This is a genomic window from Methylobacterium sp. C25 (assembly GCF_021352225.1).
Classification (GTDB): domain Bacteria; phylum Pseudomonadota; class Alphaproteobacteria; order Rhizobiales; family Beijerinckiaceae; genus Methylobacterium.
Window position 1 is genome coordinate 463,925 of record NZ_JAAUVI010000003.1, and the last position, 21,772, is coordinate 485,696.

At 68.0% G+C, this 21,772-nt stretch carries 23 protein-coding genes; 15 read left to right on the plus strand and 8 right to left on the minus strand.

Annotated features, from left to right (window positions below):
- Positions 1 to 94: 94 nt before the first annotated feature.
- The 13 genes from moxJ to HCU64_RS12105 all read left to right on the plus strand — a co-directional run bounded on the left by moxJ (position 95) and on the right by HCU64_RS12105 (position 10,620).
- Positions 95 to 1,012 (plus strand): methanol oxidation system protein MoxJ, encoded by a 918-nt coding sequence (gene moxJ, locus HCU64_RS12045; RefSeq protein WP_233384295.1) that lies wholly within the window; start codon positions 95 to 97, stop codon positions 1,010 to 1,012.
- 91 nt (positions 1,013 to 1,103) lie between these two features.
- Complete coding sequence (gene moxG / locus HCU64_RS12050) at positions 1,104 to 1,706, plus strand: cytochrome c(L), periplasmic (protein WP_233384136.1); 603 nt, start codon at positions 1,104 to 1,106, stop codon at positions 1,704 to 1,706.
- An 84-nt stretch (positions 1,707 to 1,790) separates the two neighbouring features.
- The gene (locus HCU64_RS12055) at positions 1,791 to 2,081 is read left to right on the plus strand and encodes a methanol dehydrogenase [cytochrome c] subunit (protein ID WP_233384138.1); all 291 of its coding nucleotides are present in this window, start codon (positions 1,791 to 1,793) and stop codon (positions 2,079 to 2,081) included.
- Between the two features lie 151 nt (positions 2,082 to 2,232).
- Complete coding sequence (locus tag HCU64_RS12060) at positions 2,233 to 3,264, plus strand: AAA family ATPase (RefSeq protein WP_233384139.1); 1,032 nt, start codon at positions 2,233 to 2,235, stop codon at positions 3,262 to 3,264.
- Positions 3,261 to 4,106, plus strand: a complete 846-nt coding sequence (locus HCU64_RS12065; protein ID WP_233384140.1) for a DUF58 domain-containing protein — start codon at positions 3,261 to 3,263, stop codon at positions 4,104 to 4,106. The genes HCU64_RS12060 and HCU64_RS12065 overlap by 4 nt, the downstream gene beginning before the upstream one ends.
- On the plus strand, positions 4,106 to 5,047 hold the full coding sequence (locus HCU64_RS12070; RefSeq protein WP_233384141.1) for a nonribosomal peptide synthetase MxaA: 942 nt from the start codon (positions 4,106 to 4,108) through the stop codon (positions 5,045 to 5,047). Before HCU64_RS12065 ends, HCU64_RS12070 begins: the two co-directional genes overlap by 1 nt.
- A gap of 4 nt (positions 5,048 to 5,051) precedes the next feature.
- Entirely contained in the window at positions 5,052 to 6,110 is a 1,059-nt protein-coding gene (locus HCU64_RS12075) for a vWA domain-containing protein (protein ID WP_233384142.1), read from the plus strand.
- Positions 6,107 to 6,733, plus strand: coding sequence for an MxaK protein (locus HCU64_RS12080; RefSeq protein ID WP_233384143.1), 627 nt, complete (start codon positions 6,107 to 6,109; stop codon positions 6,731 to 6,733). The genes HCU64_RS12075 and HCU64_RS12080 overlap by 4 nt, the downstream gene beginning before the upstream one ends.
- Entirely contained in the window at positions 6,730 to 7,731 is a 1,002-nt protein-coding gene (locus HCU64_RS12085) for a vWA domain-containing protein (RefSeq protein WP_233384144.1), read from the plus strand. Before HCU64_RS12080 ends, HCU64_RS12085 begins: the two co-directional genes overlap by 4 nt.
- 3 nt (positions 7,732 to 7,734) lie before the next feature.
- Positions 7,735 to 8,280: an SRPBCC family protein gene (locus HCU64_RS12090; RefSeq protein ID WP_233384145.1), complete on the plus strand. Its 546-nt coding sequence runs from the start codon at positions 7,735 to 7,737 to the stop codon at positions 8,278 to 8,280.
- A gap of 152 nt (positions 8,281 to 8,432) precedes the next feature.
- Positions 8,433 to 9,392: a YVTN family beta-propeller repeat protein gene (locus HCU64_RS12095; protein WP_442785948.1), complete on the plus strand. Its 960-nt coding sequence runs from the start codon at positions 8,433 to 8,435 to the stop codon at positions 9,390 to 9,392.
- Positions 9,389 to 9,910, plus strand: coding sequence for a hypothetical protein (locus tag HCU64_RS12100; RefSeq protein ID WP_233384147.1), 522 nt, complete (start codon positions 9,389 to 9,391; stop codon positions 9,908 to 9,910). The genes HCU64_RS12095 and HCU64_RS12100 overlap by 4 nt, the downstream gene beginning before the upstream one ends.
- 47 nt (positions 9,911 to 9,957) lie before the next feature.
- The gene (locus HCU64_RS12105) at positions 9,958 to 10,620 is read left to right on the plus strand and encodes a response regulator (RefSeq protein ID WP_233384298.1); all 663 of its coding nucleotides are present in this window, start codon (positions 9,958 to 9,960) and stop codon (positions 10,618 to 10,620) included.
- A 43-nt stretch (positions 10,621 to 10,663) separates the two neighbouring features.
- On the opposite strand, the gene hisN is transcribed toward HCU64_RS12105, so the two are convergent.
- The 5 genes from hisN to HCU64_RS12130 form a co-directional block, all read right to left on the minus strand.
- Positions 10,664 to 11,455 carry a histidinol-phosphatase gene (hisN, locus tag HCU64_RS12110; protein WP_233384148.1) on the minus strand — a complete coding sequence of 264 codons (792 nt, stop codon included), beginning with the start codon at positions 11,453 to 11,455 and terminating at the stop codon, positions 10,664 to 10,666.
- Positions 11,456 to 11,568: 113 nt separating this feature from the next.
- Positions 11,569 to 11,994: a SufE family protein gene (locus tag HCU64_RS12115; RefSeq protein WP_233384149.1), complete on the minus strand. Its 426-nt coding sequence runs from the start codon at positions 11,992 to 11,994 to the stop codon at positions 11,569 to 11,571.
- 80 nt (positions 11,995 to 12,074) lie between these two features.
- Positions 12,075 to 13,124, minus strand: coding sequence for a PAS domain S-box protein (locus tag HCU64_RS12120; RefSeq protein WP_233384150.1), 1,050 nt, complete (start codon positions 13,122 to 13,124; stop codon positions 12,075 to 12,077).
- Between the two features lie 182 nt (positions 13,125 to 13,306).
- Positions 13,307 to 14,785, minus strand: coding sequence for a glucose-6-phosphate dehydrogenase (gene zwf / locus HCU64_RS12125; RefSeq protein WP_233384151.1), 1,479 nt, complete (start codon positions 14,783 to 14,785; stop codon positions 13,307 to 13,309).
- Between the two features lie 139 nt (positions 14,786 to 14,924).
- Complete coding sequence (locus HCU64_RS12130; RefSeq protein WP_233384152.1) at positions 14,925 to 15,752, minus strand: SDR family NAD(P)-dependent oxidoreductase; 828 nt, start codon at positions 15,750 to 15,752, stop codon at positions 14,925 to 14,927.
- Between the two features lie 254 nt (positions 15,753 to 16,006).
- Between HCU64_RS12130 and HCU64_RS12135 the strand changes: the two genes are divergently transcribed.
- Together HCU64_RS12135 and HCU64_RS12140 are read left to right on the plus strand one after the other, a co-directional pair.
- On the plus strand, positions 16,007 to 17,635 hold the full coding sequence (locus tag HCU64_RS12135; RefSeq protein WP_233384153.1) for a L,D-transpeptidase family protein: 1,629 nt from the start codon (positions 16,007 to 16,009) through the stop codon (positions 17,633 to 17,635).
- 202 nt (positions 17,636 to 17,837) lie between these two features.
- Positions 17,838 to 18,773, plus strand: coding sequence for a peptidylprolyl isomerase (locus HCU64_RS12140; protein WP_233384154.1), 936 nt, complete (start codon positions 17,838 to 17,840; stop codon positions 18,771 to 18,773).
- 178 nt (positions 18,774 to 18,951) lie between these two features.
- On the opposite strand, the gene HCU64_RS12145 is transcribed toward HCU64_RS12140, so the two are convergent.
- The 3 genes from HCU64_RS12145 to HCU64_RS12155 all read right to left on the minus strand — a co-directional run bounded on the left by HCU64_RS12145 (position 18,952) and on the right by HCU64_RS12155 (position 21,669).
- Entirely contained in the window at positions 18,952 to 19,638 is a 687-nt protein-coding gene (locus HCU64_RS12145; RefSeq protein WP_233384156.1) for a DsbA family protein, read from the minus strand.
- Between the two features lie 50 nt (positions 19,639 to 19,688).
- Complete coding sequence (locus tag HCU64_RS12150; RefSeq protein WP_233384157.1) at positions 19,689 to 20,999, minus strand: AmpG family muropeptide MFS transporter; 1,311 nt, start codon at positions 20,997 to 20,999, stop codon at positions 19,689 to 19,691.
- A 73-nt stretch (positions 21,000 to 21,072) separates the two neighbouring features.
- Entirely contained in the window at positions 21,073 to 21,669 is a 597-nt protein-coding gene (locus HCU64_RS12155; RefSeq protein WP_233384158.1) for a PadR family transcriptional regulator, read from the minus strand.
- Positions 21,670 to 21,772 lie beyond the last annotated feature (103 nt).

The window sequence follows — 21,772 nt, forward strand, 5'->3', positions numbered from 1 at the left end:
GCGGAACGGCATGAACGACGGCTCAGGGAGCGCCATCCCGGCCCGCGCGCCGAACCTCACAACACGATCTTTCGAGGAAACGGGTTTCACAGCCATGCGGCTCGTCACCGGACGACATCTCGCGGCGGTTTCCGCTGCGGCCCTTCTCGCCCTCGCCTCGGGCGCCGCCTTCGCGGCCGGCGAGTCCGAGTCCCAGGTTCCTCCATCGGAGAGCGCGGCGCCCGCCAAGACCGCGGATGCGGTGCCGGCCGATCCGTCGATCCTGCGCATCTGCGCATCCGAGAAGCAGGCTCCGCTCTCGATGAAGGACGGCTCCGGCCTCGAGAACAAGATCGCCGCCGCGGTGGCCGAGGGCATGGGCCGCAAGCCGGTCTTCGTCTGGAACGCCAAGCCGGCGATCTATCTGGTCCGCGACGGGCTCGAGAAGAAGCTCTGCGACGTCGTCGTCGGCCTCGACAGCGACGATCCGCGGGTCCTCACCACCAAGCCCTATTACCGCAGCGGCTACGTCTTCATCACCCGCGCCGACAAGGACCTCGACATCAAGTCCTGGACCGATCCGCGCCTGAAGACGGTGGACCACATGGTGGTCGGCTTCGGCACGCCCGGCGAGGCGATGCTCAAGGACATCGGCCGCTACGAAGAGGACATGGCCTATCTCTACTCGCTGGTGAACTTCCGCGCGGCGCGGAACCAGTACACGCAGATCGATTCCGGCCGCATGGTCAGCGAAGTCGCCAACAACAAGGCCGACGTCGCCGTGGCCTTCGCCCCCGATGTCGGCCGCTACGTCAAGGATTCCACGACGAAGCTGCGCATGACGCTGGTGCCCGACGATACCGTGCGCAGCGACGGCCAGAAGATGCCCCAGAGCTTCGATCAGTCGATGGGCGTGCGGAAGGGCGACGAGGCCCTGCGCGACGCACTCGATGCCGGCATCGCGAAGGCGAAGCCCAAGATCGAGGCGATCCTGAAGGACGAGGGCGTGCCGACCGCGCCGGTCTCGAACTGACGGCTCCCAGGCCCACCAAAACCCGTTTCCGCGGCACCCGCTCGAGGCGCGCGATCGCCCCGGCCCGCCAAAACCGCACCATGGATGGACGATGATCAGGTCAGTGAAAGTTACTGCGTACGCGCTTCTCAGTTCGGTTCTGCTGTCTTCTCTTGCAACCTCCGCCCTGGCTCAGCCGCAGGCAGGCCCGTCGACGACCGGTGTCGAGTTTCGGAACACCATCACCGGCGAGATCATGAAGACCGACGAAGGCAAGCCGGGCGGGCGCGACTCGGAAGGCATCAAGACCTTCCTGCAGACCGGCGTGAACAAGTACATCGACGACAAGTCCTGCCTGAGGAACGGCGAGAGCCTGTATCTCACCTCTTGTTCGGGCTGCCACGGCCACCTGGCCGAAGGAAAAGTCGGGCCGGGCCTCAACGATAATTACTGGACCTATCCGTCCAACACGACCGATGTCGGCCTGTTCTCGACGATCTGGGGCGGCGCCAACGGGATGATGGGTCCGCATAACGAGGACCTTAACCCCGAAGAGGCGCTGCAGGTCATCACCTGGATCCGGCACCTCTATACTGGTCCGGCTCAAGATGCCGTCTGGCTCACTGCCGACCAGAAGAAGAATTACAAGCCCTACAAGGAGGGCCAACACTTCTCGAAGGACGAGAAAGGCCAGTGCAAACCGCTGGAAGAGTAATCGTTCTCGACAAGCATGCCGTCAACAGGAGCGGCGAATAAGCGGCTGCAGAGCCGCGATGTGGGAAGAGACGGAGGAGTGATCATGCGGACATTCGTTTACGCTGCGGCCCTCGTGGTCGGCTCGACGCTGGCTCTGCCGGCGGTCGCCTATGACGGCCAGAAGTGCAAGGCGCCGGGCAATTGCTGGGAGCCGAAGCCCGGCTTCCCGGACAAGGTCGCGGGTTCGAAATACGACCCCAAGCACGACCCGAAGGAGATCGCCAAGCAGGCCGAGTCCATCAAGCAGATGGAAGAGCGCAACAAGGCGCGCGTCGAGCACGCCAAGAAGACCGGCAAGTTCGAGTACGACGTCAGCAAGCTCTCAGCGAACTGATCGGACTTCAATCGGCGTCGCGCGGTCCCGGCTTCGCGACGCCAATTCGGCACTGGACGGCCATCGGCACGAACGCGTCGCGACGGCTCCGACGCACGACGCGCGTGGTCCGAAGGAGCATGTGGCGCAAGGCGCCCAAGGTTCAGAACAAATGAACACCATTCGCCACGGCGACGCGATGCTCACCGATTGGCGCGAGGCCGCCTCCCGCTTCCAGAGCGAGGTCGGCAAGGCGGTCGTCGGTCAGGAACGGGCCGTGCGGCTCGTCACCATCGCGATCTTCGCGCGCGGCCACGTGCTCCTTGAAGGCGATGTCGGCGTTGGCAAGACCACCTTGCTGCGGGCCGTGGCCCGAGTGCTCGGAGGCGCCTACGAGCGCGTCGAGGGCACGGTCGACATGATGCCCTCCGACCTGATCTACCACACCTATCTCGCCGATGACGGGCGCCCACGTGTCGAGCCCGGCCCGGTGCTGCGCAAGGCCGAGGACCTGTCGGTCTTCTTCTTCAACGAGATCAACCGCGCCCGGCCCCAGGTGCACTCGCTGCTGCTGCGCCTCATGGCCGAGCGCAGCCTCACCGCGTTCAATCGCGAGTACCACTTCCCCGATCTTCAGGTCTTCGCCGACCGCAACCGGGTCGAGCGCGAGGAGACCTTCGAGCTGCCCGCCGCCGCCCGCGACCGCTTCCTCATGGAAATCGGCATGGAAGCGCCGCGCGATTCCAAGGCGCGGCGCGATCTGGTCTTCGATCCGCGCTTCCACGACACCGACACACTGATCGAGGGTCTTCAGCAGGGCGTGATCGATCACGCGGCCGTCGGCGGCATCGCGAAGGCCATCCAGCACACGATCCAGGCCAGCCCCGAGATCGAGGCCTACGTCGTCTCGCTCTGGGAGGCGCTGGTGCGGCCTGCCGAAGCCGGTATCCGCCTGCCAGGCGTCGACATGGCCGCGCTCATAAAGGGCGGCGCCTCTCCGCGCGGCCTCGCCTTCCTGGTGCGTGCCGCCCGCGTACGCGCTTGGCTGGAGGGTCGCGACTTCCTGGTGCCAGAAGACATTCGCGACATCTTCCCCGAGGTAATGGCCCATCGCGTCTTCCTCGAGCCGGTCTACGAGATGCGCCGCGAGACCATCGTGCCCGGGCTCATCCGCGCCGTGTTCGAGACGGTACCGGCACCGTGAAAACCGGCGAGATCGTCTATCTCCCGCGCTGGCGGCCGGGCGGCAGCAGGGTCGGCGCCCATCGCAGCCGCGATGCCGGCGGCCTCGGCACCTTTCGGGACCAGGTGTCGTTTCTGCGCCTGCCCGATGCGCGCCGCATCGACATCCGCGCAACCCTGCGCGACCCGTTCGAGGGCACCTACGTCCGCCGTTTCGAGACGCGCACCGCCATCGAGGTCTGGGCGCTCGTCGACCTCTCGGCCTCCATGCGCTTCGAGGGCGAAGCCAGCCGCGCCGAGCTCGTCGCCGACCTCTGCATGGGCCTCGCCGATTCCGCGACACGCATCGGCGACGCCTTCGGGCTGATCGGCTGCGACGACCGCATCCGCGAGGACGTCGTCCTGCCGGCGACCCGGCAGAGGGGGCTCGCCACCGAGCGCGCCGCAGGGCTCACGGAGGTCGACTTTCGCGGCGGCAGCGCCCGCGGCCTCGTCGACGCCGCCACCCGCCTCGCCGGCCGGCCGAAACTGATCTTCGTGATCTCGGATTTCCGCTGGCCCGAGCCACTGATCGAGGAGGTGTTTTCGGGTCTCGCCCTGCACGACGTCGTACCGGTGCTGCTCGCCGACCGGGCCGAGGACGAAAACCTGCCCAGCTTCGGCCTGATGGAATTCGACGACCTCGAAGGCGGCGGCCGGCGCATGGTGTTCATGCGCCCGAGCCTGCGCCGGCGCTGGCACGCGCGCGAACGCGCCCGGCTCGACACCCTGCGCCGCATCGCCTCGGCCTATGGCAGGCCGCCGTTCCGGCTCGAAGGGCGGTTCGATGCCGAGGCGCTGAGCCGCCATCTGATGGCGACGTGATGCGGCGCCTCGCTCACTTCGCCATCCTCGCGGCCCTCCTCCTGGTCGCGCTGCCCGGTGCTGCCCTGGCCCAGGTCCGCTCGGTCGAGATCCGCGCGCCGCGCGCCTTCGGCTATTTCGTCGGCGACCTCCTGCGCGTCCAGGTCGACGTGCTGGTGGACGAAGGCTTCGCCGTGCAGGCCGCCTCGCTGCCGCAACCCGGGCCCGTGACCTATTGGCTCGACCTGCGCAGTATCACCACGGAGAGCACGGCGCAGGGCGACGCGCGGCGCATCCGCCTGAACCTCGTCTATCAATCCTTCTATGCGGCGCTCGACGCGCGCGCGCTCGAGATCCCGGCTTTCACCCTCACCGTGGCCAATGAGCGCCCGGAGGGCGCCACCACCGCGAAGGCGCAGGTGCCGGCCTGGTCGATCAACGTCTCGCCCCTGCGCGAGGTGCAGCCGCCCTCCCGCGAGGACCCGCTCGACTACATGCGACCGGATGGCCGGGCATCAGCACTCGACATCGAGCCGCCCCTGCGCTGGGCCGGGACCTTCGCCGTCTTGGCGCTGCTGGCACTCGTCCTACTCGCCCGCGACAGGGCCTGGGCGCCGTTCGGCCGGCGACGGGGCCGGTCTTTCGCCGGGGTCCGGCGGACCCTGCGACGTCTCGCGGCCCGCCCCGACCATGATGCCGCCTACCGCGAAGCCTTGATCGCGCTCCATCGCGGTCTCGACGAGACCGACGGGCGGCGCGTGCTGGCCGACGACCTGCCCGCCTTCCTCGAGCGGCACCCCGGCTTCCGCGGGCAGGAGGGAACTCTGGCGCGCTTCTTCACCGCCTCCCGCCTCGCCTTTTTCGGCCGCGAGACCGCGGCTGCCCGCAGCCAGTGGCCTTTCGCGGAGGCGGAAGCTGCCGCGAAGAACCTCGCCGCGGCCGAGCGGACGGCGCGGGACTGACGCGATGACCTTGCTCTCCCGCCTCGGTGCGACGCTCCCGCAGATCCTCTGGCTGCTGCCGCTGGCGCTCCTGCCGCTCGTCGTCTCCAGCCAACGCAGGACCCTCGTCTCGGCCATCGCCGCCGCCCCCGCCGACGCCCTGTCGCGGACGATCGGCTGGGCGCTGAGGCTCGCCGGCATCGTCGCGATCGGCGGCCTGATCCTGGCTTTGTCCGGTCCCTACCGCTCCGGTGAAACCATCACGCGCACCGGGATCGGCGCCCAGATCTCGATGCTGATCGACCGCTCTGGCTCGATGAACGAGACCTTCGCCGGCAAACAGCCTTCGGGCGCCGAGGAATCCAAGGCGGCGGCCTCGCGCCGACTGCTCGCCGACTTCGTCGGCAGCCGGGCGCACGACCAGTTCGCGGTGACCGCCTTCTCGACCTCGCCGATGCTCGTCGTGCCGATGACCGACCGCCACGACGCCGTGCGCGCCGCCATCGCCGCCATCGACCGGCCGGGCCTCGACTACACCAATGTCGCCCGCGGGCTCGGCATGGCGCTGCCGCAATTCGGCGCCGGAGCCGCGCAGGTCTCGCGCGTGGTGCTGCTCGTCTCGGACGGCGCGGCCGTGATCGATCCCAAGATCCAGGGGCCGTTGCGGGCCGAGTTCGCCAAGATCCACCCCAATCTCTACTGGCTGTTCCTGCGGACCAAGGGCTCACCCTCGATCTACGACAAGCCCGCCGGCGAGGACACGCCGCAGGCGGCGCCCGAGCGCCATCTCGATCTGTTCTTCAAGAGCCTCGGCGTGCCCTATCGCGCCTTCGAGGCGGAGGGTCCGGAACAGGTCGCCGAAGCGATCCGCCAGATCGAGAGCCTGGAGCGCGACCCGATCCCCTATACGGAGCAGCGTCCGCGACGGGACCTGACGCCGTGGGCCTATGCTCTGGCGATGGCCGGGCTGCTCGTGCTGGTGGCGGGCAAGCTCCTGGAGGCGGATCTGCAGGGCGGCAGCCGAGCCGCGGCCGGGCGGACGGCGCCGGACGATGCCGCCGACGAGCGGAGGCTGGCCGCATGAGCTCAGGCCCCCTCGCCCTCTCCGGCTCCGCGCCGCTCGCCCGCCTGGGCGCGCTCTTCGCCAGCGGGCTGCGCCGCCTTCGGCCGTCTCTTCTCCTCGCCTTGCCGATCCTCCTCGCGCTCGCCGCCCTCGCCTGCGCCGGGCTCGCCTGGCGCACGGCGCAGGCGAACTGCGCCATCGCGGATCTCGCCGGCAACCGGGACGTCGCGGTCTCCACCGAGGCGCCCTCCCCCATCCTGGTCGCCCGCATCCTGTTCCTCGCCCGCCGCGACCGGCTGGAGGAGGCGGAGACGCTCGTCCAGACCCTCGAACGGCGCGACGAGGCGGACGGCTCGGCCCGCGCCCGCTATGCCATGGCGAATTCGCGCTTGCGCCAGGCCTTCGGCCATCTCTCGCGCAACGACATCGACCCGGCCGGCCCCCTCGTCATCCTCGCCCGCCAGGACTACCGGCGCGCGCTGCAGGCCCGGCCCGATTTCTGGGACGCCAAGTACAATCTCGACGTCGCCTCCCGGCTGATCCGCGACTTCCCGGATTTCGACCGCAAGCACGGCGACGACCTCAAGGCCGAACCGAAGAAGATCTGGACGGACATCCCCGGCCAGCCGCGGGGGGCGCCGTGAACCGGTTCCTCACCCGCAATTTTCGCGACCGGCGCCTGCAGGCGCTCGCCGCGGCGCTGCTGCTGCTCGCGATGACCTTCGTGGTGAGCACGGTGACGCTCACCCGGAACATGGTCGACGTGCTCGCGGTGGTCGACATCACCGGCAGCATGAACGTGCGGGACTACAAGCGCCCGGACGGCACTCCCACGAGCCGTCTCGAGACCGCCAAGGCGGCCCTGCGCGATCTGGTGACCCGCCTGCCATGCGGCTCGCGGCTGGCGCTGGGCATCTTCACCGAGCGCCGGCCCTTCCTGCTCTTCACCCCGATCGAGGTCTGCCGCGACTTCTCGCCCCTCGACGGCGCCCTCGACGCGCTCGACTGGCGCATGGCCTGGGAGGGCGACAGCAGGATCTCGGCCGGCTTCTACCGCGCCATCGAGATGGCGGCCGGCCTCGGCACCGACCTGATCTTCATCTCGGACGGCCACGAGGCCCCGCCGCCGCCGAGCACCGGCGGCGCGGGCTTCGAAGGCAAGCCCGGCGCCGTTCGCGGCCTGATCGTCGGAGCCGGAGGCTACGGCCTGTCGCAGATCCCGAAATTCGACGATCGCGGCCGCGAGACGGGTTTTTACGGCGAGACCGATGTCCAGCAGGAGAACCGGTTCGGCCCGCCGCCGGCCGACGCCGAGAGCCGTCCGGGCTACGAACCGCGAAACGCCCCTTTCGGCGCAACGGCTGCACACGGCACCGAGCACCTCTCCTCCGTGCGCGAGCCGTATCTGAGAAAGCTCGCCGGCGAGACCGGCCTCGCCTACGCGCATCTCGAAGGCCCCGGTGGCCTGTTCGCGCCAGTGATGCAGGCGGCCACGCCCAGGCCGATGCCCGGAAGCTTCGACCTGCGCCCCCTGCTCGGCAGCGCCGCCCTGGCGCTGCTTCTCGCCGTCTACGCCGTGCCGCCGCTCCGTGCGCGGCTTAGGCGTCGCGGCACCCCTGCCCAGAGATGGAAGAAGGCCTGATACATGTTTCGTGCGACCCTGCGTTTCGCGTGTCCCGCCCTGTTCGCCCTCACGGCGACGGCTGCCCTCGCTCACGGACCGACGCCGCAGAAGATCGACCAGTCGGTCTCTATCAAGGCCAAGCCGGACGCGGTCTGGAAGGTCGTTGGCGATTTCGGAGGCATCAAGAATTGGCATCCCGACCTTGAGAAGAGCGTCGGTGAGGGCGGAAACAAGGAAGGCGGCAGCCGCACGCTGACCTTCAAGAGCGGCGGCGTGCTCAAGGAAGGCCTCGACGAGTGGAAAGCCGACGGCTTCACCTATTCCTACCGCTCGGGCGATCCGGACTTGAAGGCGCTGCCGGTCTCCTCGTACTCGGCGACGATCACCGTGACCCCCGAGGGCGATGGCTCGAAGGTCGAGTGGATGGGACGCTTCTACCGCGGCGACACCGGCAACGAGCCGCCGGACAACCTCTCCGACGCCGCCGGCAGGGAGGCGATGAACAAGTTCTTCGCCGACGGCCTCAAGGGCCTGAAGGCCAAGATCGAGGGCGCGGCGACGCAATGAGACCTGCCCGGATGGAGGGCGATGGACAAGGCGCCAGTCTCTTCCCCCTCTCCACGTGCGCGGGGAGAGGGCTGGATGCATCGCGTCGTAAGTCCGGCACACCGAGACGAAACCGGAGCGGCGATAAGGGGGGTCGTGGATCCGTGCGCTCCGTGTGGTTGGGCTTGATCCTGACCGGCCTACTCCACGCTTCGAGCGCCCCCGCCTTCGCAGCATCGGTCTTCGTCGCGAGCCAGGAGGCCGGCCAACTCGCCCGCATCGAGACCGACGCAAACGCCGTCACCGCGACGATCGACGTCCAGGCGGGACCGGCGGCAGCCGCGACGGACGCGCAAGGCCGGATCTACCTCTCTCACCCGGACCACCACGCGATCACGATTGTCGATGGCGGTACGAACCGAGTGCTGAAGCGCCTGCCCTATGCGGGCCAGCCCTTCGGCATCGCTGCCGATCCAGACGGCCGCGTCGTCTATGTCGGCGATTGGAAGGCCGGTCACGTGGCACGGCTCTCCACCGAGACCGGTGCCATCGAGGCCACCGTTGCAGTCGGCAAGGACCCGGCGAATCTGGTCATCGATCGGGGCGGCCGGCTCTGGGTCGCCGACCGTGAGAGCCACCAGATCAGCGTGGTCGACGGGGCGCGAATGGAGCGGATCGCCACGATCCCCGTCGGCGAAGCCCCATTCGCCCTCGGCCTCAGCCCGTCGCAGGACCGGCTCTACGTGGCCAATGTGCGCAGCAACGATCTCAGCGTGATCGACACGGCCAAGCTGAAGCTTCTCTCCACCGTGCCCGTCGGCGCGATGCCCTACGGCGTGGCGACGAGCGCCGACGGCAGCCGCATCCTCGTCACGAACCAGCATGCGAGCACGGTCTCGGTGATTGACGCCGCGAGCCTGACGCTCGCCGGCACCGTGAAGGTGGGGCGCTATCCGGAGGGCGTCGTCGTCAGCGGGGGAAACGCCTACGTCGCCAACTGGTTCTCCGAGGACGTTTCGGTCATCGATCTGGCCAGCCTCACAGAGCGCGCCCGGATCCATGTCGGAGAGGGCCCGCGCTATCTCGCCGTAGCCACCGGCAACCGGTCCCGGCACAGCGAGGCCGTGCCATGAACCGCCCCGCGGTTCTTCCACTCGCCGTCCTGTTCGCCCTCGGCGGCTGCGGTGGCAAGGACGAGGATCAGGCGAAGACCGAGGAGCAGTCGGTCGTCGCCACGCAGTCTGACGCAGATATCCCTGCTTGGCTTTCACCGACCGATGCGATGGATACGGGCCGTTGGCTCGCGAGCCGTGAAGCCGGCCGCGCTCTGCCGAACGATGACGCCGCGAGCGCGCAGATGCGGCGCAGCCTCGGCCGGGCGCAGTCCTTCTTCATCGAGGATCCGAGAATGATCGCCAACCGGACGGTTCAGCTCGGCCAAATGCTCGGCGAGGCAGGCAAGACCGAGCGCTACGAGGATCTGCTCGAGGGCCTCACCCGCGTCGCGCAGGGCGCCAAAGGCCGCCAACTCTATGGCGAGATGTGCCAGCACTACTTCAACACCCGCAAGCAGGGCGACGAACCCGCGGCCGCCTTCGCCAAGCTCTCGGAGCGCTACGGCGCGCAGCGCGATGGGGAGACCAAACCGTGAGGGCCGTCGAGCGTAGCACGCGACCTCGGCGCGAGGCTGCCGGCGACGTGAAATCGCCTGGCAACGTCCTGCTCATCGACGATCATCCCGTCGTGCTGGGCGGCTTCCGCCGTGTTGTCGAGGACCTCGCCGACGATCTCGGCATTGGCCAGATCCACGAGGCGACGGACATCGTCTCCGGCTATCGCAGCTTCCACAAGCTGCGTCCCGACCTCGTGGTGTCGGATCTCAGCTTCCAGGACCGGGATCTGTCAGGGCTGTCGCTGGTCCGGCGGATGCGCGCCTTGGAGCCGGACGTACGCATCCTCGCCTTCAGCATGCACGACGATCCTGTCGTGGTTTCGCGGGCGCTCGAATGCGGCGCGCTCGGCTACGTCCTCAAGGATGCGCCGACCGCGACCGTGATCGAGGCCTTCGAGACGGTGCGGGCCGGCCGCGGCTATCTCGAACATCGCCTGGCGACCAGCGTAGCCATGCTCAACATGCGCGGCCATGGCCCGACACTCGGCACGCTCAATGCCCGCGAGTTGCAGATCCTATCGCTGCTGAGCAAGGGGAAGTCCTACCGCGTCATCGCCGACAACCTGTCGGTGAGTTATCGGACCGTGATCAGTGCCTGCTCGAGCATGCGACAGAAGCTCGGCGTACGCACGCTCGCGGAGCTGATCCACGTTGCCGTTTCGCGCAACAAGCTCGATGTAGGGACCTGACGGCTGCCGCTTCACCACGCTCTCGAGCATGGCTGGCAACTCGTCAGGGGTTCAGCATCGCCAGCGCCTGCTCGTGCAGCCTGCGGTCACCAGCGGCGACGATACGGCCGCCGCCCGTCGCGGGACCGCCGTCCCAGGCAGTGACAACGCCGCCGGCACCCTCGACAATCGGGATCAAGGCGACGATGTCGTAGGGCTGCAGGCCGGCCTCGACCACGAGGTCGATTTGGCCGGCGGCGAGCATGCAATAGGCGTAGCAATCGGCGCCGTAGCGCGACATCTTCACCGCTGCCTCGACCTGAAGGAAACGCTCGCGCTCCTCGCCTTCCGCGAAGAGGCGCGGATCCGTCGTCGCCAGGATCGCGTCGGCGAGCTTTTCCGTGCGCCGGGTGCGTAGCTTGCGCTCGCCCTTCGCCGTCCTGATCGTGGCGCTGCCGCCATCCCCCAGAAAGCGTTCGCCGAGATAGGGCTGGTGCATGAGGCCACGCACCGCCGCGCCGTTGCGGGTCAGGCCGATCAACGTGCCCCAGGTCGGCAGGCCCGAGATGAAGGCCCGGGTTCCGTCGATCGGATCGAGCACCCAGACGCATTCGGCATCGGTCTGCTCCGAGCCGAACTCCTCGCCGAGGATGCCGTGGGTGGGAAAGGTCGCGCGGATCATCCGGCGCATGGCGACTTCGGCCGCGCGGTCGGCCTCGGTCACCGGATCGAAGCCGCGACCCGAGCCGATCGCCTTGTCATCCATGCCGAAATGCGCGCGGAAAAACGGCAGGATCGCCGCGCCCGATTGCGTGGCGAGATCCTCCATGAACCGGGCGAGATCGACGACGCTCATGCAAGGCTCATCGGTAAGGCTTCGCGGCAGGCTGACGAGCCTGATCGTGGGGGCCGACGAAGGCGACTTCGGCAGCGCAGGTCAAGCCGCCGAGCCGAAAATTCGCCGATCCCTCACCCTGCAGCCAAGCGTCGTGCGTCGTGCTGGATGCGCGCCACCATGGCGCGGACGCCGTTCGATCGCTTCGAGGTGACATGGGCACCGAAATCGAGCTGCCGGAAGATGTCGAGCCCATCGGTCTCGGCCGCGTCTTGTGGCGTCTTGCCCTGATAGAGCGCCACCATCAGGGCGACGAAGCCTCGCACGATGCTGGAATCGCTGTCTCCGCGCAGCGCCAGACGGGGCTCCGGGGCGGTCTCGTCCAGACCGACGTCCAGCCAAACTTGGCTCTCGCAACCGTGGACCCGATTTTCCTCGCTGTGCAGCGCATCGGGCAGAGCGTCCATCTCGCGGCCGAGCTCGATGATGTAGCCGTAGCGTTGCTCCCAATCCTCGATCAGATCGAAATTCTCGACGATGTCGGCAATAGGCGGCAGCATGGAGGGCGTGGGACTCTTTGGAAGCGGATATCGGGCCGATATTGGCGCTCAGGACACGGGACGCGACCGGCGCGCTTGGGTCAACCGGGACCGGGCGCCCGAGCCTCGGGCAGTTGCAGCTCAAGGGGATGGGCGCGCGTGGCGTCCCCGCTTACCGCGATCTCGGCTTGAGCCGCGTAAGCCGCGATCAGACGCGGCCCGAGCTTCGGCACACCGGGCCGGCCGGCCGCGGCGGCCTCGCCATGCCCGGAAACGATCGAGAGCCCGACCGGCTCACCGAAGCCCGCGACGATGGTAATGGCCACGCTGCAGGTGACCGCATCCGTCGTGGCGTCGAGGCACTCCGCCACCACCTCGGCGACAATCATTCCAAGCGCGTTGGCAGTGCGCGGCTCGACGACGCTGGTCCCGCTCCCGTCGACCGTGACGCCGATGCGCCCGGCCCGGCGCAGCTGGCCGAGGCCAGAGGCGAGGCGGTGCAGATAGTCGCGCAGGTCGATCGAAGCGATGTGAGGCGCCTCGTGCAGGTGCTGCTGCACCAGCGCGATGGCGCGCACGCGCTGGCCCAGCGCATCGAAACTGCCGCGGCAGGGCTCCGGCGCGGCGCGGCCATAGAGGCCGATCAGGCTCACCATGACCTGCAGATTGTTGCGGACCCGATGGTAGATCTCGGCGAGAAGCGTCTCCTTCTCGACCAGTGCAGCCTCTGCATGGTCCTCGGCATTCTTGCGGTCGGTAATGTCGAAGCAGGAGCCGAGATAGCCAGTGAAGCGCCCGTCCTCCGTAACCGGCCGAGCGGTGTCGAGCAGCCATCGATAGGCGCCGTCGTGACGGCGCAGGCGGAACTCCACGCTGAACGGCTCTCGCGCCCTGAATGCCTCGGAGACGATTTTTGCGTGGCGCTCGAAATCGTCCGGGTGGAGTCCACGGCGCCAGCCGTCACCCAGTTCCTCCTCCAAGGGACGACCTGTGAACTGCAGCCAGCGCTCGTTGTGGTGGAGTGCCCGACCTTGATCGTCCGAGCGCCACATCATCTGAGGCACGAAGTCGGCAAAGCGGCGGAAATCGTCGCCCAGCCCCTGTGGCGGGTCGTGATCCGGCCTGTCCGTCGAGGGTCTGTCCGAATCCATGCCTGCCGTTCGATCCGCCACTCTGTCCCGGCCTGCCCTCATCGAATCTGGACACGCGGCGGTCAACGTGTCGTCCGTAGGGGCGTTCCGGGGGAAAAGGTCAATGTCTTGTGCTGTTGTAGACAGACTTGTTCACGCCGTACCGGGAAGGCCGGTCATCGCGTCGTGCAAGCGATGCCCCATCAGCGTATCTCCTCGTGCCATGTCCGCCCATCACGCTCGATCAGGGCGATCGCGGCGGTCGGTCCCCAGGAGCCTGCCGCGTAAGGGCGCGGCGGCTCCGGGCGGTCGGCCCAGGCCTGCAGTAGCTTGTCGGCCCATTCCCAGGCAGCCTCGACCTCGTCGCGACGCATGAACAGCGTTTGGTTGCCGCGCACCACGTCCATCAGCAGGCGTTCGTAGGCGTCGGGATAGCGCTGCTTGAAGGTCTCCTCGAAGGAGATGTCGAGATCGGTCGGCCGCAGCCGCATGCCGCCCGGACCCGGATCCTTCGTCATCACCTCGAGCTTCATGCCCTCCTCCGGCTGGAGCCGGATGACGAGGCGGTTCGGATCGCGCCCAAAGGCTTCATCGGGAAAGATCGAGAAGGGGGAGGCGCGAAACTGCACCACGATCTCGGAATGCTTGCTCGGCAGGCGCTTGCCAGTCCGCAGGTAGAACGGCACGCCGGCCCAGCGGGCAGACCTGATTTCGAGCTTCAACGCGACGAAGGTCTCGGTGCGGCTCGTCGTCTCGCCGCCGAGATCGGCCTGGTAGCTCGGCACGCCCCTCCCGGCCACCGCACCGGCCGCGTATTGGCCGCGTACCGTCACGGCCTGGACCTCGGCCGGCGTGATAGGCTTGAGGGCGCGCAGGACCTTCAGCTTCTCGTCCCGCACCGAATCGGCGTTGAGGGAGAGCGGGCTCTCCATGGCGGTCAGGCAGAGCAACTGCAGCAGATGGTTCTGCACCATGTCGCGCAGCGCGCCGGAGGTGTCGTAGTATCCGCCGCGGCCTTCGACGCCGACGGTCTCGCCCACCGTGATCTGGACGTGATCGATGACGTCGGCGTTCCAGAGGCGCTCGAAGATCGTGTTGGCGAAGCGGAGCGCCAACAGGTTCTGGACCGTCTCCTTGCCGAGATAGTGGTCAATGCGGAAGATCTGCCCCTCGGGAAAGACCGCTCCCACGGCATCGTTGATGGCTTTGGCCGATTTCAGGTCCTTGCCGATCGGCTTCTCCAGGACGACGCGGGTCTTTTCGCCCACGAGGCCGCAGCGTTCGATGTTGCGGCAGATCGCTCCGTAGAGATCGGGGGAGGTGGCGAGATAGAACGGCCGGATCTGGTCGGGGCGCTCGTCGAGCAGCGCCTTGAGCGCGTCCCAACCATCCGTGCCCAGCGCATCGACCGCGACGTAGTAGAGATGGTCGAGGAAGCTCGCGAGCGCGGCCTCGTCGAGATGGCTCGGCGGGATGAACTCGCGCAGGGCCTCGCGGGAACGGTCGCGAAACTCCTCCCTCGAGAGTTCCGAGCGCGAGGCGCCGATGATGCGGCTGCTGCCGGGGATCTGGCCGTCGCGGAAGCGGTAATACAGCGCCGGCAGGAGCTTGCGGCGTGTCAGATCGCCCGTGGCGCCGAACACCACGTAGTCGAAGGAGGCGACGGGGATGATGGTGGCCAAGGGCTCTTTCTCCCGCTTCAGTCGAAGGGCCGCCTCGTCCGACGGCATCGCGCCGGACGCAAGGCGCCGGCGCGTCGGTCGAGCGGCCTGATGCAAGTGCATCGCCAGCCGCAGGCGCCAGGATGGGCCGTGCCGGCGATCACCTCATATGCCGAGCGAAGGCCTCGGCGAAACCCGGGTGCCAGCGCGACAGGGCCGGACGGTTCTCGATGACGTCGCCGGCCGCCCAGGCGATGCGGCGGCGATCCTGCTCCGGGCTCGTCTCGTTGTCGGGGCACAGGATGTAGAAATCGCCGCGCGCCATGCGCTCCAGCATGAAGGACACCGTCTCCTCCGGCGTCCAGGCGCCCTCGGGCTTTTCCGAGACGCCGCGCGCACGGGTCAGGCCGGTATAGACGAAGCCGGGGATCAGAAGATGAGCGCTGACCGGCGCGCCGCTGTGGCGCAGCTCGTGGGCGAGCGCCTCGGTCACGACCTTCACGCCGGCCTTCGAGACGTTGTAGGGCGCGTTGCCAGGCGGCGTGGTGATGCCCTGCTTCGAGCCGCTGACGATGATCGCGGCGGGCCGGTTCGCCGCGATCATCCCCGGCGCGAATGCGCGGATGCCGTCGACGACACCGAACAGGTTCGTGTCGATGATGCGCCGCCATGTTCCCGCGTCCGACAACAAATGACCGCCTGCCTCGATGCCGGCATTCAGCATCAGCACGGCTGGGGCACCATCGCGCGCGGCTTCCGACGCGAGAGCCTTCAACGCAGATTCGTCACCGACATCGGTAGGACAGGCCCGGGCGTCGGCCCCGGAGGCGGCGAGCGCGGCGCATGCGCTCTCCAGTGGCTCTCCGGGAAGGTCGGCGAGAACCAGCCGCATGTCTCGCGCGGCGAAGGCTTTCGCTGCCGCAAGGCCGATCCCGCTCGCCGCCCCGGTGACAACGGCCGTCGCGCCAGCGCAAAACGCAGGATGCATCGTCGGTTCGGCCATTTGTCCCCCCGCTGATCGTGCCTGTGGCCGAAGCTAGGGCGTCGATCGCCGGATGTGAGGGGCAAAGGGTTCGACCGGCGGCGCAGGGGGTTGCAACGCGGACAGCGCTGATCCTGCATTCGGTCGATTGGATCGGGGACGCGCGCGTGCGCACAGCCTTCTCGGCAAAGCCTCCCGCGGTGAAGAGAAAGATAACCATCCCGGTGCATCGTCGAGCAACGACCCGCTTGAGGCCGGACATGTTGCTGCGTAACCACACTCGAACCCGTGCCCTCGGCACGGTGGCTTTCGCGCCGGTCACGGCGCTGATGTTGTTCGGTGCGGCTCACGCCGAGCCGCAAGCGCAGCCCCAGCCGGCGCCCCTGCCGCTCTCCGTTCAGCCCTCTGCACCGGAACATGCCCCGGCCCCCACCCCGCAGCCGGCCGTCGCGCCACAGGCTTCTCAGGGTAGCTCAGTCGCGGCTCCTGCCCCCAAAAAATCGCGCGAGGCCCCGGCTCTCGTATACGCCAAGGTGTCCGAGGACCCGACGCCCACGCTGACTCCGGCGACCTTCCTCGCCACCATGCGTATGGCCGACCACTACAAGGCCCTGGCCGAGGCCGGCGGTTGGAGCCAGGTCCCGACTGGCCTCAGCCTGAAACCGGGCGACCGCGATCCGGCCGTCGCCGCGCTGCGCGGCCATCTCGTTATGACCGGCGATCTCGCCGCGAACGCCACGCATTCCGATCTGTATGACGAGACGCTGGTGGCCGCGGTGAAATCCTTCCAGGCGCGGCATGGCCTGCCGGAGTCGGGCCTCGTCCAGCGCCTGACCGTTGCCGCCCTGAACGTGCCGGCGAGCGTGCGCCAGCGCCAGCTCGCCGCCTCGGCGGAGCGCCTGATGGGCTCGAAATTCCCGTTCGGCGAGCGCTACGTCGTCGTGAACATCCCCTCGGCCACGGTCGAGGCGGTGGAGAACGGCGCCGTCGCGCGCCGCTACGTCGCCGTGGTCGGCAAGCCCGACAAGGCGACGCCTTCGGTCGAGACCCGGGTCACCGACGTCAACCTCAACCCGACCTGGACCTTGCCCGTCTCGGTGATCAAGAACGAGATCATCCCGACGATGCGCAAGAACCCGGGCTATCTCGCCAAGAATCACATCCGCATGCTCGGTCCCGGTGGCGTCGAGGTCGATTCCACGACCTTCGACTGGAGTGGCGAAAAGGCGGTCAACTACACGCTGCGCCAGGATTCCGGTTTCGACAACTCGCTCGGCCAAGTCCGTATCGACATGCCGAACAAGTTCGCCGTCTACATGCACGATACCCCGTCGAAGTCGCTGTTTGCCGGCAACGTGCGTTTCCACTCGCATGGCTGCGTGCGCGTCGGTCAAGTCAAGGAATTTGCAGCTTGGCTCCTCCAGGGCACCGAGGGTCCGAACGGCCCCGGCTCGGCCTGGGGTCCGATCGAGATCGAGAGCGGCATCGCCACGGGCGAAAAGCGCGACATCAAGCTCGTGAAGCCGGTGCCCGTGATCTTCGTCTATCTCACCGGCTACGCCACGCCCGACGGACGCGCACATTTTCGCGACGACATCTACGGCCTCGACACGCCGGGCACGCCCGTTCCGTCCGCAGCCACCGATGTCGTGACCACCGGGTCGATCACGCCGCGTGCGGTCATCAAGCCGGCGCGCGCCGGGCAGCCGGTGCCGAGCACCGCCGATCTTGCACCGGCGGTCCAGCCGATCACACGTTCGAAGCCCGCGGCCGCGCCTGCGCCGAAGCCCGAGGCCGCACGCCAGGCCCCGGTCGCACGCGCGGTCCCTCGGCCAGCTTCCCGCGAGCCGGATCTGTTGCCCCCGGGCCTCGTCGGCCCGCGCGGCTGAGGAGACTGGGCCGCGGGTCCTCTCTCGGCAATTCCTAAGGGCGCCGCCAAGCCAATTCGGACGGCCACGCTTGCGTTTGGCGTTGCGAGCTTCCACCTGTTTCGCGGTTGCCTGCGGCCCGCGGTCGCTTCCTCACGCCGATGCGAGAGCCGACCGACAGAGCTGGCCCGCACCGACGATGCCCAAGGACGAATCTCTGTTCATGCCGATTCTTTCCCGCTTCCTGCGTCCGAGCGCGTTCGTGCTCGCGCTCACGCTTCCCGCCGTCGCTCTGGCCCAGGAGCCGGCCGCGGCCCCCGCGACACCCGCGACGCCGGCCGCTCCCGCCGCGAAGCTTTCGCCTGACACTGTGGTGGCCAAGGTGAACGGTGTGCCGGTCACGCAGGGCGATCTCACCATCGCAGGAGAGGACCCCGCCCTGTCGCTGCCGGGCGTCGACGAAGCCGGCAAGAAGGGCCTGTTGGTCGACTACATGATCGATCTGCGCGTCGGCGCGCAGGCGGCCGACGCCGCCAAGGTCGGCGAGACACCCGAGTTCAAGCGCAAGCTCGCCTACTTTCGCGACAAGCTCCTGCTCGACGACTACCTGGAGCAGGAGGCGAAGAAGGCGGCGACGCCCGACGCGGCCAAGGCGCTCTACGACCAAACCGTCAAATCGATGAAGCCGGAGGAGGAGGTCCACGCCCGGCACATCCTCGTCGACAACGAGGCCGACGCGAAGAAGATCGCAGCCCGTATCAAGGGCGGCGAGGACTTCTCGAAGATCGCCGGAGAGCTCTCCAAGGACCCCGGCTCGAAGGCAGAGGGCGGGGATCTCGGCTGGTTCACCAAGGAGCGCATGGTCGCTCCTTTCGCAGAAGCCGCCTTCAAAATGAGCCCCGGCCAGGTCTCAGATCCGGTGAAGACGCAGTTCGGCTGGCACGTCATCAAGGTCGAGGAGAAGCGCACCAAGCCGATCCCGAGCTTCGACGAGATGAAGGAGCAGGTCGATCAGTACCTGACCCGAAAGGCGCAGCAGGACATCATCCTGAAGCTGCGCGAATCTGCCAAGATCGAGCGTACCGACGCCGCGCCGACCGCGCCTGCTCCTGCCACGCCCACCCCGGCCACGCCGCCAGCGGACGCGAAGAAGCCCTGAGGCATGGGCGCGGGTGGGTCACACCGCCCGCGCCAAGGCCCGTCCGGCATTCCAGCTGCCGACAGTGCGCTACACCGAGCGCTCGCCGTGCATGCCGATACCGGCCAATTCGCCGACCGCAAAGAGCGCCAGTACGATCGCGCCGTCCTAGACGCGGCAGTCGAGATCGGTCTCGGCGCTACCCGCAGGCGATCTGATCGCAGCGGCGCATAGAGGCGATCATGCGGGCGAGAGCCTTCGGCCCGGGATGGCCAAGGATGCCGATATTGCCGAGCACGTAAGACGGCGTCGCAGTGAGGCCGAGATTGGCCGCGAGGTGCATCTGCGCGCTCAGTGCCTCGCGCACCTCCTCGCTATCGCCGATGGATTCCAGCTCGGCGCGCGGCACGCCTGTCTTGGCGGCAATCGTCAGCGCCTTGAGACCGTCGATCTGGCCCGGTGTGCCCAGCAGCTGGCCGTACAGCTTGAAGGCGGCAGCCGAGCCCAGCTTGCGCTGGACGGCGAGCGCCACCTTGGCTGCCTGGGCCGACGTTGGAGAGAGAATCGGGTTGTTGACGAGGCCGATCCGCAGAGCGGGATCGCTGGCGGCCAGCGCCTGGATGTCCGCGGCGGCCTTCCGGCAATAGGGGCAATTGTAGTCGAAGTACTCGTAGAGCACGACCTCGGCATCCCGCGGGCCGATATAGGTGACGCCCTTCAGCTCCGCGGCCTGCCCGGTCAGCTCGCCCGGCAGGCGCATGTTGGCGATCGGGCGCCCCTCGTCGTTGTCGACCTTGAAGGTCTGCCCATAGCCCTGAGCGAGAGCCGGCCCGGCGAGGACGAGGCCGGCGGAGGAGACGAGGAAGCGGCGGCGGTCGACAGTCATGAATGGGCCTGTGCGTCGAGACGATGGCTGAAGTTCGGCCGGCCAACCGCTCAGGTTACTGCTCGGGGCTGGCGGCTCTGCCGCCACCAGATCCACGCGCAGAGCAGGGCCACCGGGATGCCGATCAGCGAGGTGCCGACGAAGAACCCGGCGAAGCCCAGCGCCTTGACCGCGACGCCCGAGGTCATCGCCAGGAGGTTACCGGGCAGCGCCACGAGGGAGGTCATCAGCGCGAACTGGCTCGCAGCATGCTCATCCGAGGTCAGGGTCGACATGTAGGTGATCAGCACGATCGAGGCGAAGGCATAGGCGAAGGCCTCGATCCCCACCGCCATCACGAAGGTCCAGTAGGCGCCGTCGTTGTGATCGCCGTAGAGGGCGAGATAGGCGAGCGCGAGATGCGCGGCCGAGCCGAATACGGTGCCGAAGAGCAGCGTCGGCATCAGCCCGATCCGTGGGATCATCCAGCCGCCGAGGAAGGTGGCGCCGAGTGCCAGCCAGAAGCCGTAGACCTTCACCACCGTGGCGATGTCGACGTCCGAGTAATGCAGCGTCACGAAGAGCGGGTTCGCCATCGCTGTCGAGACGTAGCCGGACATCCGGAAGCCCGCGATCATCAGCAGGATCGGAATGCCGAGCGGCCCTAGGCGGTCGAGCAGATCCTTGATCGGCGCCCAGATCGTCGCGACGAGGTTCAGCGGCTCCCGCAGCTTGTCCTTGTCGGATTTCGGCTCGGGCGCCAGCCAGGCTGCGATCATGCTCGGCAGCATCATGCCGGCCATGACGAGATAGGCGACCTTCCAGCCATGCTCGCCGGCAACGATCAGCGCGCCGGCGCCCGCGACGAGCGTGCCGAGGCGCCAGCCGATCTCGGCCCAGGACGACATCAGCGGCAGCTCGGCCTTCGAGACGACGGCGATACGCCAGCCGTCGACGGTGATGTCCTGGGTCGCCCCGGCAACGCCGAGCGCCAGCGAGAAGGCGATGGTCCAGCCGAGCCAATTCGCCGGATCACCGAAGGCGATGCCCGCCAGACCCGCCGCGACGCCGAGCTGAGCCAGCAGGATCCAGCCGCGCCTCCTGCCGAGCCAGGCTCCGATCAGCGGCGGGTCGTAGCGATCGAGAAACGGCGCCCAGAGGAACTTGAGCTTGTAGGGAAAGGTCAGCCCGAACAGCCAGCCGATGGTCTCGATCGGTACCCCGGCCCGGGTCAGCCAGACGGATTGGGTGGCGTAGATGAGCGGGAAGGCCATCCCCGAACCGACGCCTAGAAAGAGCCCGGCGGCGATTCGGCGATCAGTGAGCAGCGGCGTCAGGAAGGACGCGCGGCTTTTTCCGGCTTCGGCGGCGGGAGCCAGCATGCAGTTTGGGCCTCGCTGTCGTTGGCGAGGCCCTGCATCAAGGTTTCGAGCGCCCGGTCAAGGCCCGAGCCGTTCAGACCCGCTCGATCGCGGTGGCCGCCGCGTCGATCGCCGCGGCGACGGCGTTGATCTGCTCGTCGTCGAGCGCCCCGCGAGAGAGGCGCATGCGCAGCGCCATCCGCAGGTTCTCCATGGCGCGCACGACCTGGGGAGCCGAACCGCCACCGTGGCGTCGCCCGGTCTCGTCCATGCGGGCGAAAAGCGCGTCGAGCGTGGGCCGGTGCGCGTCGAGATAGGCCTTCCCCTCCTCGGTGATGGTGTGCAGCTTCTTGGCGCCCTCTCCATCGCTGACGGTCACGTGACCGAGGTCCTGCAGCATGGTCAGCGTCGGGTAGATCGTGCCTGGGCTCGGGCTGTAGGCGCCGCCGACCCGCTCCTCGATCGCCTTGATGATCTCGTAGCCGTAGCGCGGCTGCTCGCCGATGAGGGCGAGGACGACGAGGCGCAGGTCGCCATGGCCGAAGAAGCGGCCTGGACCCCCGTGGCGACCGAAGCCGCGATGAGGCCCGCGGCCGAACGGCCCGAAGCCGTGGTCGTCGCCGCGCTCGTGTCGGGCGAACATCCAATCCTGGCGGGTGTGGTGAAATCGTCGGTGGAAGCGTCCGAACATGATGTATTCCGATCGTGTTTCGATATGTCGATAGTTTAGATATATCGAAACACGATCGGATTGCAAGCGGGATGGTGCGCGCGCAGCAAAAAGCCCGGCCCGC